Below are 16,038 nucleotides of genomic sequence, written 5' to 3'. Positions count from 1 at the left end.
TCCGGAGGTGTGTTCGTATAGGTAGGCGAGCGTAACGGCCGATCAGGCCGAGAGCGCCTTGAACTCGGCGAGAATGGCGTCGCCCATTTCGACGGTGCCGACCTTCCGGCAGCCATCCGCCATGATGTCGCCGGTGCGGATGCCCTTGTCGAGCACGTTGGCGATTGCCTTTTCGAGATTATCGGCTTCCTTCACGAGGTTGAAGGAGTAGCGCAGGCACATGGCGAAGGAGGCGATCATCGCGATCGGGTTGGCGATGCCCTGGCCGGCAATGTCCGGCGCCGAGCCATGCACCGGCTCGTAGAGCGCCTTGCGCTTGCCGGTCTTGGCGTCCGGTGCCCCGAGCGAGGCCGAAGGCAGCATGCCGAGCGAACCGGTCAGCATCGCAGCGACGTCCGACAGCATGTCGCCGAACAGGTTGTCCGTGACGATCACGTCGAACTGCTTCGGTTGCCGCACCAGCTGCATGCCACCTGCGTCGGCCAGCATGTGCTCGAGCTGAACGTCGAAATACTTTGCCTTGTGCGTCTCGGTAACAACCTGGTTCCAGAGCACGCCCGACTTCATGACGTTGCGCTTTTCCATCGAGCAGACGCGGTTGTTGCGGGTGCGCGCCAGCTCGAAGGCGATGCCGGCGATGCGCTCGATCTCGTAGGTGTCGTAAACCTGGGTGTCGATGCCGCGCTTCTGGCCGTTGCCGAGATCGATGATTTCCTTCGGCTCGCCGAAATAGACGCCGCCGGTCAGCTCACGGACGATCAGGATGTCGAGGCCTTCGACCAGCTCCGGCTTCAGCGAGGACGCGTTGGCAAGCGCCGGATAGCAGATGGCCGGGCGCAGGTTCGCAAAGAGTTCCAGATCCTTGCGCAGGCGGAGAAGTCCGGCTTCCGGGCGCACTTCATAGGGAACCGCGTCCCATTTCGGTCCGCCGACGGCGCCGAAAAGCACCGCGTCGGCGGCAAGGGCCTTGGCCATGTCCTCTTCCGAGATCGCCGCGCCGTGGGCGTCATAGGCGGATCCACCCACGAGCCCCTCCTCCGTGACGAAACCGGCGTCCTGCTCGGAGTTCATGTAAGCGATGATTTTACGGACTTCCGCCATGGCTTCCGGGCCGATGCCGTCGCCGGGCAGAAGGAAGAGATTGCGCACAGTCATGGATAGTCCTTCTCGAGGGGAAAACTCGGGCGGTTCTTAACGCAACTTCGTATCGAGGGAAATCGCGTTGGCGAAAGATTTGTGCGCGTCTACCGGTTCCCTCGGAAACAGACCTCGCCTGCCGGAGCGCGAGAAAATGATAATATGGACCGATCACCGGTTCGCCCCAATGGCGAGGAAAAGCCCATGCGCAGGTTCATTCGGGCTGTCGCAGAGGTGGTTCAGGCCACGATGGACATCCTCACCTTCCGCAAACCGTCGCAGGCCAAGATGAGGCGCTGAGACAAGCCGGCCCGGTTCGCCGCCACTGCCGGTTTCCGCTTGACGGAATCGGCGCCGGACGCTCGAATGACCGAATTCCACAACCGGGGTTCCAAGATGTCCGAGACGCTTCTTGTCGGTGCCTTCCTTGCGGCTCTTTCCTATACGCTGATCCCCGGCCCCGCCTTCCTGGCGCTGCTCGGCATCGGCGCCGGCCAGGGCCGGAAAGCCGGCGCGCTGTTCATGGGCGGCCACCTCGCCGGCGATATCCTCTGGTCGACGCTGGCGCTCATCGCCATCGTCGGTGCCCGCTCGATCGGTACGGCGCTCTTTGACATTCTCGGGCTCATCTGCGGCGCCTATCTCGCCTGGATTGGCTGGACGGCGCTGAAGGCCCGGCCGAAGGGCGACAATCGCGCCCTGATGACGGTCGAGCGGCCGCTCCGACGCGGGCTGATCTTCGGGCTCACCAATCCCAAGGGTTATCCGGTGGCGCTCGCGACCTTCACGGCGCTCCTCGCCGGCTCCGCCAACGCCTTGGAATTCGACGCCCTGCCGATGCTCCTCGCCGTGTCGCTGATCGGTTTCCTGCTCGCCGATGTGATTCTGGTCGCCATTATCGGCGCCTCGGTCGTCCGGCGCTTCTACCGGCGCCACGAGCTCACCATCGTCCGGCTATCCGGGCTGCTCTTCATCGGCTTCGCCGTGCAGGCGATCTGGCACGCGGCGCCCGGTCTTTTCGGCATGCGCAGGGCTTGAACAGCCCGCGTCCGCCAACCACGTCACATCTGCCGGTGCGTCAAGCCCACGCCCGGTGCGATCCGCATGCGAAAGGAATCTCATGACCGCCGACGCTTCGCTCAATCCCGCCCTCACACACTGGACCGGCCATGAGGGCCTGCCGCGCTTCGCGGCGATAAACGACGAGGACTTCGCGCCCGCCTTCGATGCCGCCTTCGCGAGCCACGAGGCGGAGATCGAGGCGATCGCCAACAATCCCGAGCCGCCGAGCTTCGACAATACTGTCGTCGCTCTGGAGATCGCCGGCGACGAGCTGTCGCGCGTTTCGGCACTGTTCTGGACCAAGGCCGGTGCCCACACCAACGAGGTGATCCAGGCGCTGGAGCGCGACATTGCACCGAAGATGTCGCGCCACTATTCGAAGATCGGCACGAATCCGGCGCTCTTCAGCCGCATCGACACGCTGTGGGAGAAGCGGCAGGAACTCGGACTCGATCTCGAGGCGACGCGTGTTCTCGAACGGCACTGGAAGGGTTTCGTCAAGTCCGGCGCCAAGCTCGACAAGGTGGAGCAGGAGCGACTCGCGACAATCAACGAAACGCTTGCCGGCCTCGGCGCGAAATTCGGCCAGAACGTGCTGGCCGATGAGAAGAACTGGGCGCTCATGCTCACGAGCGATGAGGAACTGGCCGGGCTGCCGGATTTCCTCAAGGACGCGATGGCCGAAGCGGCACGCGACCGGGGCGAGGACGGTAAGTATGCGGTGACGCTGTCGCGCTCTATCGTCGAGCCGTTCCTGACCTTCTCGGAAAACCGCGAGCTTCGCGAGCAGGCTTTCCGGGCGTGGACGGCGCGCGGCGAAAATGGCGGCGAGACCGACAATCGCGGCATCATCGCCGAGACGCTTTCGCTACGGGCGGAAAAGGCGAAGCTGCTCGGCTATCCGAACTACGCCGCACTCAAGCTCGACGACACCATGGCGAAGACGCCGGAAGCGGTGAACGGCCTGTTGCTGCGGGTCTGGGAAAAGGCGGTGGCCCGCGCCCGGGAGGAAGAGGCGGATCTTGCCAGGCTGATCGCTGCTGAAGGCCGCAATCACGACGTGATGCCCTGGGACTGGCGCCACTATGCCGAAAAGCTGAGAGCGGAAAAGTTCAGCTTCTCGGAAAGCGAGCTGAAGCCCTATCTGCAGCTTGAAAGGATTATCGGCGCCTGCTTCGACGTCGCCCATCGTCTCTTCGGCATTACGGTGACGGAAAAGAGCGGCATCGCCGCCTACCATCCGGACGTCCGCGTCTTCGAGATCCGCGACGCTTCGGGCAAGCTCGCGGCGCTCTTCCTCGGCGACTACTTCGCCCGCTCCTCCAAGCGCTCCGGCGCCTGGATGAGCTCCTTCCAGTCGCAGCACAAGCTGAAATTGAAGAACGGTGCGGTCGGCGAAATCCCGATCGTCTACAATGTCTGCAACTTCGCCAAGCCCGCCGACGGCAAGCCGGCACTGCTTTCCATCGACGACGCCCGCACCCTCTTCCACGAGTTCGGCCACGCGCTGCACGGCATGCTGTCGAACGTCACCTACCCCTCGGTGTCTGGCACCGGCGTTTCGCGCGACTTCGTCGAACTGCCGTCACAGCTTTACGAGCATTGGCTGACGGTGCCGGAGATTCTTAGGAAATACGCCGTGCACTACCGCACCGGCGAACCGATGCCGCACGCCCTCCTCGACAAGGTGCTGGCGGCGCGGACCTTCAATTCCGGCTTTGCCACCGTCGAGTTCACCGCGTCGGCGCTCGTCGACATGGCCTATCATACGGCGGAAAACATCGGCGATCCGATGGCGCTCGAGGCGGCGACGCTCGAAAGGATCGATCTGCCGGCATCGATCGTCATGCGGCATCGCAGCCCGCATTTCCTGCATGTCTTCTCCGGAGACGGCTACTCGGCCGGCTACTATTCCTACATGTGGTCGGAGGTGCTCGACGCCGACGCCTTCGCCGCCTTCGAGGAGACCGGCGACCCCTTCGATCCGGCAATGGCGGCCAAGCTCAAGGGCCACATCTATTCCGTCGGCGGGGCGATCGATCCGGAAGACGCCTACAGGGCCTTTCGCGGCAAGCTGCCGAGCCCGGATGCGATGCTGGCGAAGAAGGGGCTTGCGGCATAGGTGTTCCCCGACGCCTTTCGTGCCTCGTGGCTCGCCCCCTCCCCAACCCCTCCCCACAGGTGGGAGGGGCTTTGGCGCCCGCTGCGGCCGATTGCCATTTTCCAACGTAGCATCTGCCGTACCGTAAAGAGGATCGCAGAGGCCGCGGCAACTTAAGCCCACCTGTGGGGAGGGGCTGGGGAGGGGCCATGTTGCGCCGTGGTCATTCACATCAGCGAATCAAGATCGCCCGGAAATCATTGACATTGGTGCCGGTAGGACCCGGCGCGAAGAGATCGCCGCTGGCGGCGAAGGCCGACCATGCGTCGTGGCGGGCGAGATGGGCGCGGGGATCGGCGCCTGCCGCCCGCATGCGGCCGACACTCGTCCCGTCGGCAAAGGCGCCGGCATTGTCTTCAGAACCATCGATGCCGTCCGTGTCTGCGGCGAGCGCATCGATCCCCGCGACGCCATCTATGTCGAGCGCCAGCGACAAGAGGAACTCGCTGTTGCGGCCGCCCTTGCCGTAGTCCTTGCCGGAAATCGTCACCGTCGTCTCGCCGCCGGAAAGCAGCACGACGGGTTTGGCGAAAGGTCGGGCGCGCAACGCCACTTCGCGGGCGAGTGCGGCATGCATGCGGCCGATATCGCGCGCCTCGCCCTCGATCGCATCCGACAGGATCATCGCCTCGATGCCGCTCTGCCGCGCCCGCGCCGCCGCAGCTTCCAGCGACACGCTCGCCGAAGCGATCACATGGACCTCGTTGCCGGCAAAGGCAGGATCGTCGGGGCTCGGTGCGCGCGCCGCATCCGAGCGAAGATGTGCGACGACCCGCTCCGGCAGCGCCATGGCGTAGCGCGCGACGATCTCGCGTGCCTCTTCCAGGCTCGACCGGTCCGGCACGGTCGGCCCGGAGGCGACGAAGGCGGGATTGTCACCCGGGACGTCCGATACGACCAGACTGACGACGCGTGCCGGTGAGGCGGCGAGGGCCAGGCGCCCACCCTTGACCCGCGACACGTGCTTGCGCACCACGTTCATCGCCGAGATCGGTGCCCCGGAAGCAAGCAGCGCCCGGTTGACGGCAATCTCGTCCTCGAGCGTCAGCCCATTCGGCGGCGCCGGCAGCAGCGCGGAGCCGCCGCCGGAGACAAGCGCAATCACCAGGTCGTCGGCGGTCAGTCCCTCGACCCGTTCGAGGAGTCCCGCGGAGGCGATGAGCCCCGCCTCGTCCGGCACGGGATGGGCCGATTGCAGCACCTTGATGCGGGCGCAATTTTCGATCGGCCCATGGCGAGCGACCACCACCCCTTCGAACGGGCCGTCCCAGAGCCGCTCAAAGGCGGCGGCCATTTGGCTTGCCGCCTTGCCGGCACCGATCACGATCGTTCGCCCCTTCGGCCGCTTCGGCAGATGGGCGCGAATGGCGGCTTCAGGGTCGGCCGCCACGACGGCAGCCTCGAAGACGGAGGTCAGAAAGGAGCGCGGCTCGATCGATGCCATGAATCAGTCCGGGATCTCGAGGTCAAAGACGAACACACCTTGGACGCCGCCCTCCGCCGTCGCAATGATTTTTGCGCCGATTCCGCGATGATCTGCGCCGTCGCGATCGGTGACGGCTCGGCGATTGCCCCTCTCCTCGGGTTTAACCCGAGGACTAGCCCGCTCTCCCCGCGCGCGGGGAGAGCGGACAAAGAGGGCGCGGCATACCCCTTCTCCCCGCTTGCGGGGAGAAGGTCGCGGAAGCGTGATGAGGGGCAAACGTCGGCCTTGCTTACCTCGGTGCGAAGGCGGATCAAAACGCAGTGGCGGATCATGCTTGCCTCGCGTCAGCGAATTGCCGCGCGAGCCCGCGGCCGCGTGTCGTTGCGCTCGTGCTCGAACACGGCCTGCGGCAGCGGCGGCAGGCCGCGGATGATGTCGGCCCCCTTCTCGCCCATCATGATCGTCGGCCCGTTGGTGTTGCACGACGGCACCCGCGGCATCACCGAACTGTCGCAGACCCGCAGACCCTCTAGGCCGCGCACCTTCAGCTCCAGGTCGACCACAGCCGCCGCATCCGTGCCCATCTTGCAGGTGCCGACCGGATGATGATCGGTCTTGGCATTGGCGCAGCCATAGTCGAAGAGCTGCTCGTCCGTCTTGATATCCTTACCCGGCAAACGTTCGGCGAGCACGAAGGGTTCGAGGGCCGGCTGCTGCATGATCTCGCGGGCGATCTGCAGGCCTTCGAGCGACATCTTGCGGTCATGCGGATCCTCCCAGTAGTTGGGGTCGATCAGCGGCGCGGCCGCCGGATCGGCCGAGGAAAGGCGAACCGTGCCGCGCGAGCGCGGATGCAGATAGGCGGAGTTGAGCGTGACGCCGGCGTTCTTCAGCCGCGCCACGCCCGCCTCGATGCCCGAGCCGAGGCCGAGATGGAATTGGATATCCGGCGAGCGGGCATTCGGATCGGCATACCAGAAGCCGCCGGTCTCGAAGAGCGACGAGGCGACCGGACCCGAGCGGAAAAGCACATATTGAAGGCCCGCCCAGAGCGTGCGGTGCAGCTTGGCGACATTGTCATAGGTGTGGTCGCCGGTGCATTCGGCAATCACGAAGAGGTCGAGGTGGTCCTGCAGATTGCCGCCGACGCCGGGCAAGTCATGCCGAACCTCGACGCCGATCGAGCGCAAGTGGTCGGCCGGGCCGATGCCGGACTGCAAGAGCAGCTTCGGCGAGCCGATGGCGCCGGAAGAGACCAGCACCTCCCGTTCGGCGCGGACCGCCTCGCTGCCCTTGGCGGTCACCACTTCGACGCCGACGGCGCGGCTTCCTTCGAGCACGATGCGGGCGACGCGGGCACCGGTGCGCACCGTCAGGTTCTTGCGATCCTTGATCGGCGAGAGATAGGCGAGCGACGCGGAGGAGCGCCGGCGGTTGCGCTGGGTCAGCTGATAAAAGCCGACGCCCGCCTGCTGCTTGCCGTTGAAATCGTGATTGTAGGGAATACCGAGCTCCTGGCCGGCGCGGATATAGGCGTCGCAGATCGGCAGCGACGAGACCGGCATCGAGACACCGAGCGGCCCGCCATAGGAATGGTAGTCGTCGGCGAAGCGCTGATTGTCCTCGGCGCGCTTGAAATAGGGAAGCACGCTGCGATAGTCCCAGCCGGCGCAGCCGTCCTCGCTCGCCCAGAGATCGTAATCGACGGCATTGCCGCGGGTGTAGAGCTGCGCATTGATCGACGAACCGCCGCCGATCACCTTCGCCTGCGTATAGCGCAGCACCCTGCCCTTCATGTGCTTCTGCGGCACCGTCTGCCAGCCCCAGCTCGCCACGCCCTTGGTCATCTTGGCAAAGCCGGCCGGCATGTGGAACAGCGGATTCCAGTCGCCGCCGCCGGCTTCCAGCAGCAGCACCTTGACCGTCGGATCCTCGCTCAGCCGATTGGCAAGCACGCAGCCGGCCGGGCCGGCACCGGTGATGATGTAGTCGAATGCCATTCTCCGTTCCTCCGCCGCCTCTATTGGAACGTTCCAAATAGAAGTCGTGATAAATCTGGCGGACGCCTCCGACGAGACGCTCCTTGCTGCTAAAGTCGACTGATCGACAGGCCCCCATCGGCCTGAATGACTGAGCCGGTGGCGAAAGCAAATTTGCCGCTGGCGAGGCCGGCAACGATATTGCCGATATCCTCGGGCTCGCCCCAACGCTTGACCGGTACCAGCCCGCCGGCGATCAGCGCATCGTATTTGCCGGAGACGGCGGCGGTCATGTCGGAGCGGATGATCCCCGGGCGCACCTCGAAAACCGCGATGCCAGTCTCGGCGAGCCGCAGCGCCAGGCCTTGGCTGAAGGCGGCAAGGCCCGCCTTGCTCATGCAGTAGTCGAGCCGCTCCGGCGAGGTTATCGCCGCGGAGACCGAGGTGATGTTGATGATCGAACGTGGCGCGCCCGCCTCGACCGCAAGCATGGCCTTCAAAACGGCTTGGGTAAAAAAGACCGTGCCGCGCAGGTTGATCCCGACGATCGTGTCGAAATTCTCCGGCTTCAGGTCGAGGAAATCGCCGCGCACCACGGAGGCGATGCCGGCATTATTCACAAGGCAGTCGATCCTGCCGAAGGCGGTGATCACCGCGTCGACGGTTGTCTGGTGACCGGAAAGATCCGCAATGTCGGCCCGGAGGAAGATGGCGCGTGCCCTGAGCGCCTCAAGTTCGGCGATGACCGGCGCCACGCCGTCCGCGTCACCGATGCCGGTAATCGCGATATCGAAACCACCGGCCGCAAGAGCCCGGGCGATGCCGAGGCCGATGCCGCGGCGGCCGCCGGTGACGATCGCGACGGGGCGAGCCTTGTCCGTCATGACCGGAGATCCTCCCTAACGATATGATCGGCGACGCGCAGCGCCTGGGCCGCGACCGTCAGGGCCGGATTGACGGCGGCGGAGGTCGGCAGGAAGCCTGCATCGACGACGAAGAGGTTCGGATGGTCGAAGGCGCGGCAATGGACGTCGAGCGGCGCCTGTGCCGGGTCATTGCCGATCCGCACCGTTCCGCACTGGTGCGACGGCGTCCGCTTGTCGAAGGCGCGCGCCAACACCACCGGAAAGCCTGCCTGCTTCAGCACCGCCTTCAGCTTGGCGACGAGCTTCAGATGCGCATGCCAGTTGGTGCGTACCCATTGGAGCAGGATGCGGTCGCCGTCGACCATGATGCGGCTTTCGGGCGACGGCAGATCCTCGCTCATGGCGTAGAAGTCGATGGCGCGGGAAGAAACCTGGCCGAGCAGCCATTCGGGCATCGACCGCATGTTGGCCTTCAGGATCGCGCCGGAGACGCGGCCGAGGAGCTGGATATTGCCGAGCGGCGGCCCACCCTCGCCATCGGAAAGATAGAAATCGTTGAGGCCGAAGGTCTTCTGGTAGACGGAATCGTTGCGATACCAAGGGCTGAGCGCGATCACCGCGCTCGAATTGTGGTTCATGAAATTGCGGCCGACCTGGTCGGAGCGGTTGGCGAGGCCGGCCGGGTTGCGGTCGTCCGCCGAGCGCAGCAGCAGAACGGCCGATTGCACGGCGCCGGCGGAGAGAATGACGAGCTTCGGCGAGAGACTGTGTTCCACACCGTCTTTGACATAGTGCACGGAAGCAATCGCCTTGCCGTCTGGCGCCGTCGTCAGCAGCGTAACCCGCGAACCGGTCTGCAGGCGGACATTCGGATATTCGAGCGCCGCCGTCAGCGCCGCCGTCTCGGCGTCCATCTTGCCGTCGAAACTGTTCGGATGTGCGTCCCAGGGCGTCTTGCCCTTGGCGAGCCAGCGGTCGATATCGATGCCGAGCGGCAGCGAATAGGGATGCAGGCCGTTTTCGCGCAGCCGCTTGCGCACCTTGGCGATCGCCGGCTCGTCCGGCACCGGCGCATGCGGATAGTCGTTCGAATGCGCCGGTTCGGTCGGGTCCTCTCCGAGGCGTCCGCGCACCTGGTAGAGCGCTTCCGCCCTGGCGTACCAGGGTTCGAGCTCCTCATAGGAAAAGGGCCAGGCGGGCGAGACGCCGTCGAGATGCCGCATCTCCTCGAAATCCTCGCGGCGGTAGCGTGTGAGCACCGCCCCGTAGAATTTCGAGTTGCCGCCGACATTGTAGTAGTTGCCGGGGTTGAAGCCGGCGCCGCCCGCCTCGTACCAGGTCTCCTTCGGCCGGAAATGTCCGCGCTGGAAGATCGCCCGCTGGTCGCGATTGACCGGCAGGTCCTCGATGTGGTGGCCGGCCTCGAGGATGAGGATTTCGGCGCCCGAAGCGGCAAGTCCCGCGGCCACCGTGGCGCCGCCGACACCCGAACCGATGATGACGATATCCGGCTGGCTCTGCATGCTCTGGCTCATGCGATCCGCATCTGGCTCTCGGGGTCGAAGAACACCGCCTTGTCGAGATTGAAGGCGAGCCGCGACGTCTGGCCGGGGGCGATGCGGGCGTCTGCCCTGAGCCGCGCGACGATTTCCTTGCCCCCGAGACGGGTCACCGCGAAGGTATCGGAACCCGCGGGTTCGACCACCTCGATCAGGCAGTCGCCCTCGGCGACGAACTTCGCATTGCGGTCGGCGCCGTCCGGATCGGTCAGTGCCTCAGGACGGATGCCGAAGACCACGTCACGGCCAGCATAGGCGGAGAGCGCACCGTCATGCGGCACGGCGAGCTTCAGCGGCTCGGCATTCGGCCGCTCCAGCGTGACCGCGACGTTCTCCCCGGCCGCTTCGATCCGCGCCTTCAGCAGGTTCATCGCCGGCGATCCCATGAAATCGGCGACGAACATATTGGCCGGGTTGTTGTAGATCTCGGCCGGCGTTCCGAACTGCTGCAGCACGCCGTCCTTCAACACGGCGATCTTGGTGGCGAGCGTCATCGCCTCGATCTGGTCATGCGTCACATAGACGATCGTCGTCTTCATGCGGTGGTGCAGGCGCTTGATTTCCGTCCGCATGTCGACGCGCAGCTTCGCGTCGAGGTTCGACAGCGGCTCGTCGAAGAGGAAGAGTTTCGGGTCGCGCACCAGGGCACGGCCCATGGCGACGCGCTGGCGCTGGCCGCCGGAAAGCTGGCCGGGCTTGCGCTCGAGCAGATGGCCGATCTGCAGCATGTCGGCGACCTGCTTGATCGCCTTGTCGCGCTCCTCCTTCGGCACGCCGCGGATTTCCATGCCGAAGGCGATGTTCCCGGCGACCGTCATGTTCGGATAGAGCGCATAGGACTGGAACACCATGGCGATGTCGCGCTTCGACGGGTGCAGCCCCGAAACCGAGCGACCATCGATGGCGATGTCGCCCGAGGTGATCGGCTCCAAGCCGGCGATCGTGTTGAGCAACGTTGACTTGCCGCAGCCAGACGGGCCGACGAGCACGAGAAAGCCGCCCTGTTCGATCTCGATGTTGATATCCTTCAGGATCTCCAGTGAGCCGTAGGATTTGCGCAGATTGCTGATTTTCAAGAATGACATGGGCTTACCCTTTCACGGCGCCGGACATCAGCCCGCGGACGAAGTAGCGGCCGGACACGATATAGACGATGAGCGTTGGCAGGGCGGCGAGGATCGCGCCGGCGAAGTGGACGTTGTATTCCTTGACCCCCGTCGACGAGCTCACCAGGTTATTGAGCGCCACCGTCATCGGCGTCGAATAGGGGCCGGAGAACGAGGCACCGAACAGGAAGTCGTTCCAGATATTGGTGAACTGCCAGATGACCGAGACGACGATGATCGGCCCGGAGGACGGCAGCATGATCCGCCGGAAGATCTGGAAGAAGCTCGCTCCGTCGATCTGCGCGGCGCGGACTAATTCGGTCGGGAAGGCCTCGTAATAGTTGCGGAAATAGAGCGTCGTGAAGCCGATGCCGTAGACCACATGGACGAGGATCAGCCCCCAGATCGACCCCGCAATGCCGAGAATGCCGAGGATGCGCGCCATCGGGATCAGCACGATCTGGAACGGGATGAAGCAGGACAAGAGCAGCATGCCGAAGAAGATGTTCGCTCCCGGGAAGCGCCACTTGGTCAGTACATAGCCGTTGAGCGCACCGATGATCGTCGAGATCGCAACGGCCGGAACGACCATCAGGATCGAGTTGATGAAGAAGGGGCGGAGACCGGTCGGCTGCACGCCGATCTGCGCCGTCGACCAGGCGGAAAGCCAGGGCTCGATCGTCCAGATCTGCGGCAGGTTGAGCATGCCCCCCTGGCGAATTTCGTCGAGCGGCTTCAGGGAATTCACCACCATCACGTAGAGCGGCAGCAGCGAATAGAGCGCGAAGAGGATCAGCGCCAAGTAGATCAGCGCCCGGGTCAGGCGGTTGTGCGAGATGACGTTCTCGGGACTGGGAGCGCCCATCAGCGTTTTCCTCCCCGGATTTCGGAATAGAGATAGGGGACGATGATCGAGAAGATCATCACTAGCATGATGATTGCCGACGAGGCGCCGATCGCCATCTGATTGCGGGTGAAGGTGTAGGAATACATGAAGGTCGCCGGCAGCTCCGTCGCCTGCCCCGGCCCGCCGCCGGTCAAGGCGATGATCAGGTCGTAGGCCTTGATGGCGAGATGGGCGAGAACGACGAAAGCCGAGAGGAAGACCGGCCGCATCAGCGGTATGATGATCCGCCGGTAGATGGTCGGCGTCGTCGCCCCGTCGATCTGGGCGGCCTTGATGATCTCGTTGTCGACGCCGCGCAAGCCCGCCAGGAACATCGCCATGATGAAGCCGGTCGACTGCCAGACGGCGGCGATGACGACGCAATAGATCGCGTAGTTGCGGTCCTTGATCCAGTTGAAGGAGAAGCTCTCCCAGCCCCACAGATGCATGGTGTTCTCAAGCCCGATGCCGGGGTCGAGGAACCACTTCCAGGCGGTGCCGGTGACGATGAAGGAGAGCGCCATCGGATAGAGATAGATCGGCCGGAGAAACCCTTCGGCGCGGATCTTCTGGTCGAGCAGGATCGCCAGCGCCAAGCCGAGCACCGAGCAGATGACGATATAGAGCGTCGCGAAGATCGCCAGATTGCTGACCGCCCGCCACCAGTGCGGCAGCGCCCAGAGCCGGCTGAAATTCGTGAGCCCGACGAAATTGTAGGACGGCAGCATCTTGCTGTCCGTCAGCGACAGGAAGCCCGTATAGACGATGAAGCCGTAGACGAACACCAGAACTATGAGAAAGCTGGGGGCGAGCACGAGCTTCGGCAGAAGCTCCTGCAGCCGGGTGCGGCTATCCATGTTTGTTACCACCGTATCGTTTCTTTTTTGCCCCTCATCCGCCTGCCGGCACCTTCTCCCCGCACGCGGGGAGAAGGGATATGCCGCGGCGCCTCCGCCCCCTCCCTCCCGGGAAAGGGGACAGCTCAGCCCTCAGGAGATGAAAGGCACGCCGAGCTCGCTGTTTGTCCCTTCTCCCCGCAGGCGGGGAGAAGGTCGCGGCAGCGGGATGAGGGGCAAGCCCCTCCCCCGCACCACCCTCACTTCGCAGCCTCGACCGCCGCGGCGAGTTCCTTCACCGCCTCTTCGGAGCTGAGCTCGCCGTTGAACTGGCGGGTCACCACGTCGTAGATGGCGTTCTTGACGGCGGCCGGGTTGGCGTGGCCATGCGCCATGGAGCCCATGAGCGTGCCGTTGGCATTGGCTTCGGCAAGGTCCTTGATGCCCTTCTTGCCGCAGGCGTCGAAGTCGGTATCCGGAACGTCGGTGCGGGCCGGAACCGATCCCTTGACGACGTTGAAGGCCGACTGGAAGGTCGGGCTTTCGATCGCCGAGGCCATCTGCAGCTGCGCCGGGACCTTGTCGTCCGAGACCTTGAACATCGCGAACTGGTCGGAGTTGAAGGTGACCGAGCCTTGCGTTCCCGGGAAGCGCATGCAGACGAAATCGGTGCCCGGCACCTTCTTCGCCTTCAGGAATTCGCCCTTCGCCCAGTCGCCCATGAACTGCAGGCCGGCCTTGTTCTCGATGACCATCGCCGAGGCGAGGTTCCAGTCGCGGCCGGAGAAGTTGTCGTCGACATAGGATCTGAGCTTCGTCATCCGATCGAAGGCTTCCTTCATCTTGTCGCCGCCGAGCGTCGCCGGATCGAGGTCGATGAAGGCCTTCTTGTAGACGTCGTTGCCGAGCGAAAGCACGACCGCGTCGAAGATCGTCGCATCCTGCCAGGGCTGGCCGCCGTGAGCGACCGGAGTGATGCCCTGCTCCTTGAACTTGTCGAGCAGCGCGATCAGCTCATCCCAGTTGGCCGGCTCCTTGCCGCCGGCCTTGTCGAGCGCCGCCTTGTTGATCCAGACCCAGTTGGTCGAATGGACGTTCACGGGAGCGGCGATCCAGTGGCCGTCATATTTGGAGAACTGCTGCAGGGCGGCGGGAACCACCTTGTCCCAGCCCTCCTTGGCGGCGATCTCGTCGAGGTTGCCGAGCGCCCCTTCCTTGGCCCAATCGAGAATGTCGAAGCCGAGCATCTGCACCGCCGTAGGCGCATTGCCCGAGGTGACGCGGGCGCGCAACACGGTCATTGCCTCGGTGCCGCCGCCGCCGGCCACCGGCATATCGGTCCAGGTGATGCCCTTACTTTCTAGGTCCTTCTTCAGAACGTCGAGCGCCGCCGCTTCGCCACCGGACGTCCACCAGTGCAGCACCTCCACGTTCTCTGCTGCGCGCGCGGCGGTTGCCGCCAACATCAGTGCTGCAACAGCCGTCGTCGTCATCAACTTGCGCATCGTTTCCTCCCGTTTGCAAGTTACCGAAGCGGAAATCTCCTCCGCCTTGCTTGATTTGCCGCCCACTCTCAGGGGGCAGCTTGGGCTTGCGGCATGCACCGCCCGCTCAATTTAAAACGTTACAAATCGCCACGAGTCAAGCGGACCCGCCGTTCGACCACTCTTCCGCCGAAACAGTCTGAGTTACCTGCGTTCTGCGGCACAACGCAGATGCTGCGGCGCAGCAGAAAATCCGCGCTAGGACGGTTTAAATCGTTTGCATCATACGATTGCCTGATGGTTGGCGTCACGTTACAAATGCCGCTCTTGACCGCTTGCAGGGAAGCATTCGTTTGGCCGATCCTACGAAACCCGTTCGCCCGGAAGGAACCGCGCAAAGGCGCGGCAAGCCCACCCTGCGCACCATCGCCGACATCACCGGTCTCGCCGTCACCACGGTCTCGCGGGCGCTTGCCGATGCGCCGCAGATCTCGCTCGAGACGCGCCAGCGGGTGCGTCAGGTGGCGCTCGACATCGGCTACTCCCCGGACCGCGCCGCCCAGCGCCTGAAGACCGGGCGCACCAACGTGATCGCGGTGCTGCTCGCGCCGCACGAAGAGATCCTCGGCTACGGCACTTCGGTCATGGCCGGCATCGCCCGCGCGCTGCAGGGCACCGCCTACCACCTGATCGTCATGCCGAACTTCCTCGATGCGGCGAATATCGATGCGGTGAACTACGTTATCCGCAACGGCATGGCCGACGGGTTGATCTTCTCGCGCACCGAACCTCTCGATCCGCGCGTCAAGCTGCTTTCGGAGACCGGCTTTCCCTTCGTCACCCACGGCCGCACCGAGCTTGCCACCGCGCATCCCTTCGTCGACTACGACAATTTCACCTTCACCTATGAGGCGACGCGGCGGCTGATCGCCAAGGGCCGCCGCAAGCCGGCGCTGATCAGCGGCCCGGCCGATTTCACCTTCAGCGGCCACATCCTGCATGGCTTCATGACGGCTGTGCGCGAGACGGGCTGCGCCTACGAAATCCTCTCCGACATCGACCTCGACAGTCCGGCGGGCGCGATCCGCGACCGGATCCGCCGGCGCCAGACCGAGAAGGATCCGCCGGACGGCTTCACCTGCGGCGGCGAGGTCTGCGCCTTGGCGACGATCACCGGCATGAGCGATTGCGGCCTGAGGCTGGGGCTCGAATACGACATCGTCGCCAAGCAGACCTCGCCGCTGCTCGGGGCCATCCAGCCGCAGGTCGACACCATCTATGAGGACCTGACCGAGACCGGCGCGCATATGGGACGCATCCTGCTGCACCGCATCGGCGGCAGTACCGATATCGGCGAGCTGCAATTGCTGCTCGACCCGGAGCTTCGCTTCAAGATGCCCGCCGAAGTCCCGGGAGACGGCGCGGTCTGACTGGCGGGCGGTCGACGAGCCAAGGCACGGCATCCGCCTCCCCTGCCTCATCGTTGCTGCGAACCTAGCGAGTAATCGCATCTTCGACCTGCCTCCCGATCCCGAT

At 64.6% G+C, this 16,038-nt stretch carries 12 protein-coding genes; 3 read left to right on the top strand and 9 right to left on the bottom strand.

The window, feature by feature from the left end; genetic code table 11:
• Positions 1-42: 42 nt before the first annotated feature.
• On the bottom strand, positions 43-1,155 hold the full coding sequence (leuB, locus tag CO664_RS19270; RefSeq protein WP_097539637.1) for a 3-isopropylmalate dehydrogenase: 1,113 nt from the start codon (positions 1,153-1,155) through the stop codon (positions 43-45).
• Between the two features lie 378 nt (positions 1,156-1,533).
• Here leuB and CO664_RS19265 point away from each other — a divergent pair, with 378 nt between their 5' ends.
• Complete coding sequence (locus CO664_RS19265) at positions 1,534-2,175, top strand: LysE family translocator (RefSeq protein ID WP_037418352.1); 642 nt, start codon at positions 1,534-1,536, stop codon at positions 2,173-2,175.
• A gap of 82 nt (positions 2,176-2,257) precedes the next feature.
• Entirely contained in the window at positions 2,258-4,321 is a 2,064-nt protein-coding gene (locus CO664_RS19260; RefSeq protein WP_097539636.1) for a M3 family metallopeptidase, read from the top strand.
• A 211-nt stretch (positions 4,322-4,532) separates the two neighbouring features.
• On the opposite strand, the gene CO664_RS19255 is transcribed toward CO664_RS19260, so the two are convergent.
• The 8 genes from CO664_RS19255 to CO664_RS19220 form a co-directional block, all read right to left on the bottom strand.
• The gene (locus CO664_RS19255; RefSeq protein WP_095678024.1) at positions 4,533-5,804 is read right to left on the bottom strand and encodes a glycerate kinase; all 1,272 of its coding nucleotides are present in this window, start codon (positions 5,802-5,804) and stop codon (positions 4,533-4,535) included.
• 326 nt (positions 5,805-6,130) lie between these two features.
• Positions 6,131-7,786 carry a GMC family oxidoreductase N-terminal domain-containing protein gene (locus CO664_RS19250; protein WP_097539635.1) on the bottom strand — a complete coding sequence of 552 codons (1,656 nt, stop codon included), beginning with the start codon at positions 7,784-7,786 and terminating at the stop codon, positions 6,131-6,133.
• 89 nt (positions 7,787-7,875) lie between these two features.
• Positions 7,876-8,649 (bottom strand): 3-ketoacyl-ACP reductase, encoded by a 774-nt coding sequence (locus CO664_RS19245; RefSeq protein ID WP_097539634.1) that lies wholly within the window; start codon positions 8,647-8,649, stop codon positions 7,876-7,878.
• A complete protein-coding gene (locus CO664_RS19240) occupies positions 8,646-10,166 on the bottom strand; it encodes a GMC family oxidoreductase (protein WP_037418321.1) in 1,521 nt (506 codons plus the stop codon). The genes CO664_RS19245 and CO664_RS19240 overlap by 4 nt, the downstream gene beginning before the upstream one ends.
• The gene (locus tag CO664_RS19235; RefSeq protein WP_037418319.1) at positions 10,163-11,275 is read right to left on the bottom strand and encodes an ABC transporter ATP-binding protein; all 1,113 of its coding nucleotides are present in this window, start codon (positions 11,273-11,275) and stop codon (positions 10,163-10,165) included. Before CO664_RS19235 ends, CO664_RS19240 begins: the two co-directional genes overlap by 4 nt.
• A 4-nt stretch (positions 11,276-11,279) precedes the next feature.
• Positions 11,280-12,161 (bottom strand): carbohydrate ABC transporter permease, encoded by an 882-nt coding sequence (locus tag CO664_RS19230; RefSeq protein ID WP_097539633.1) that lies wholly within the window; start codon positions 12,159-12,161, stop codon positions 11,280-11,282.
• A complete protein-coding gene (locus CO664_RS19225) occupies positions 12,161-13,039 on the bottom strand; it encodes a sugar ABC transporter permease (protein WP_037418313.1) in 879 nt (292 codons plus the stop codon). The genes CO664_RS19230 and CO664_RS19225 overlap by 1 nt, the downstream gene beginning before the upstream one ends.
• 239 nt (positions 13,040-13,278) lie before the next feature.
• Positions 13,279-14,511 carry an ABC transporter substrate-binding protein gene (locus CO664_RS19220; RefSeq protein ID WP_234819771.1) on the bottom strand — a complete coding sequence of 411 codons (1,233 nt, stop codon included), beginning with the start codon at positions 14,509-14,511 and terminating at the stop codon, positions 13,279-13,281.
• Between the two features lie 344 nt (positions 14,512-14,855).
• Here CO664_RS19220 and CO664_RS19215 point away from each other — a divergent pair, with 344 nt between their 5' ends.
• Positions 14,856-15,932 (top strand): LacI family transcriptional regulator, encoded by a 1,077-nt coding sequence (locus tag CO664_RS19215; protein WP_097539632.1) that lies wholly within the window; start codon positions 14,856-14,858, stop codon positions 15,930-15,932.
• The last annotated feature ends 106 nt before the right edge of the window (positions 15,933-16,038 follow it).

The organism is Sinorhizobium sp. NG07B (genome assembly GCF_002532005.1).
Classification (GTDB): Bacteria; Pseudomonadota; Alphaproteobacteria; order Rhizobiales; family Rhizobiaceae; genus Sinorhizobium; species Sinorhizobium fredii_C.
Note: the sequence above shows the minus strand (reverse complement) of the source record. Positions and strands in the feature narration are given on the sequence as shown.

Coding starts and splice junctions, on each gene's coding strand:
- CO664_RS19245 (WP_097539634.1), bottom strand. CDS start 8,649: ATGACGGACAAGGCTCGCCCCGTCGCGATCGTCACCGGCGGCCGCCGC.
- CO664_RS19240 (WP_037418321.1), bottom strand. CDS start 10,166: ATGAGCCAGAGCATGCAGAGCCAGCCGGATATCGTCATCATCGGTTCG.
- CO664_RS19255 (WP_095678024.1), bottom strand. CDS start 5,804: ATGGCATCGATCGAGCCGCGCTCCTTTCTGACCTCCGTCTTCGAGGCT.
- CO664_RS19265 (WP_037418352.1), top strand. CDS start 1,534: ATGTCCGAGACGCTTCTTGTCGGTGCCTTCCTTGCGGCTCTTTCCTAT.
- leuB (WP_097539637.1), bottom strand. CDS start 1,155: ATGACTGTGCGCAATCTCTTCCTTCTGCCCGGCGACGGCATCGGCCCG.
- CO664_RS19235 (WP_037418319.1), bottom strand. CDS start 11,275: ATGTCATTCTTGAAAATCAGCAATCTGCGCAAATCCTACGGCTCACTG.
- CO664_RS19220 (WP_234819771.1), bottom strand. CDS start 14,511: ATGACGACGACGGCTGTTGCAGCACTGATGTTGGCGGCAACCGCCGCG.
- CO664_RS19225 (WP_037418313.1), bottom strand. CDS start 13,039: ATGGATAGCCGCACCCGGCTGCAGGAGCTTCTGCCGAAGCTCGTGCTC.
- CO664_RS19250 (WP_097539635.1), bottom strand. CDS start 7,786: ATGGCATTCGACTACATCATCACCGGTGCCGGCCCGGCCGGCTGCGTG.
- CO664_RS19260 (WP_097539636.1), top strand. CDS start 2,258: ATGACCGCCGACGCTTCGCTCAATCCCGCCCTCACACACTGGACCGGC.
- CO664_RS19230 (WP_097539633.1), bottom strand. CDS start 12,161: ATGGGCGCTCCCAGTCCCGAGAACGTCATCTCGCACAACCGCCTGACC.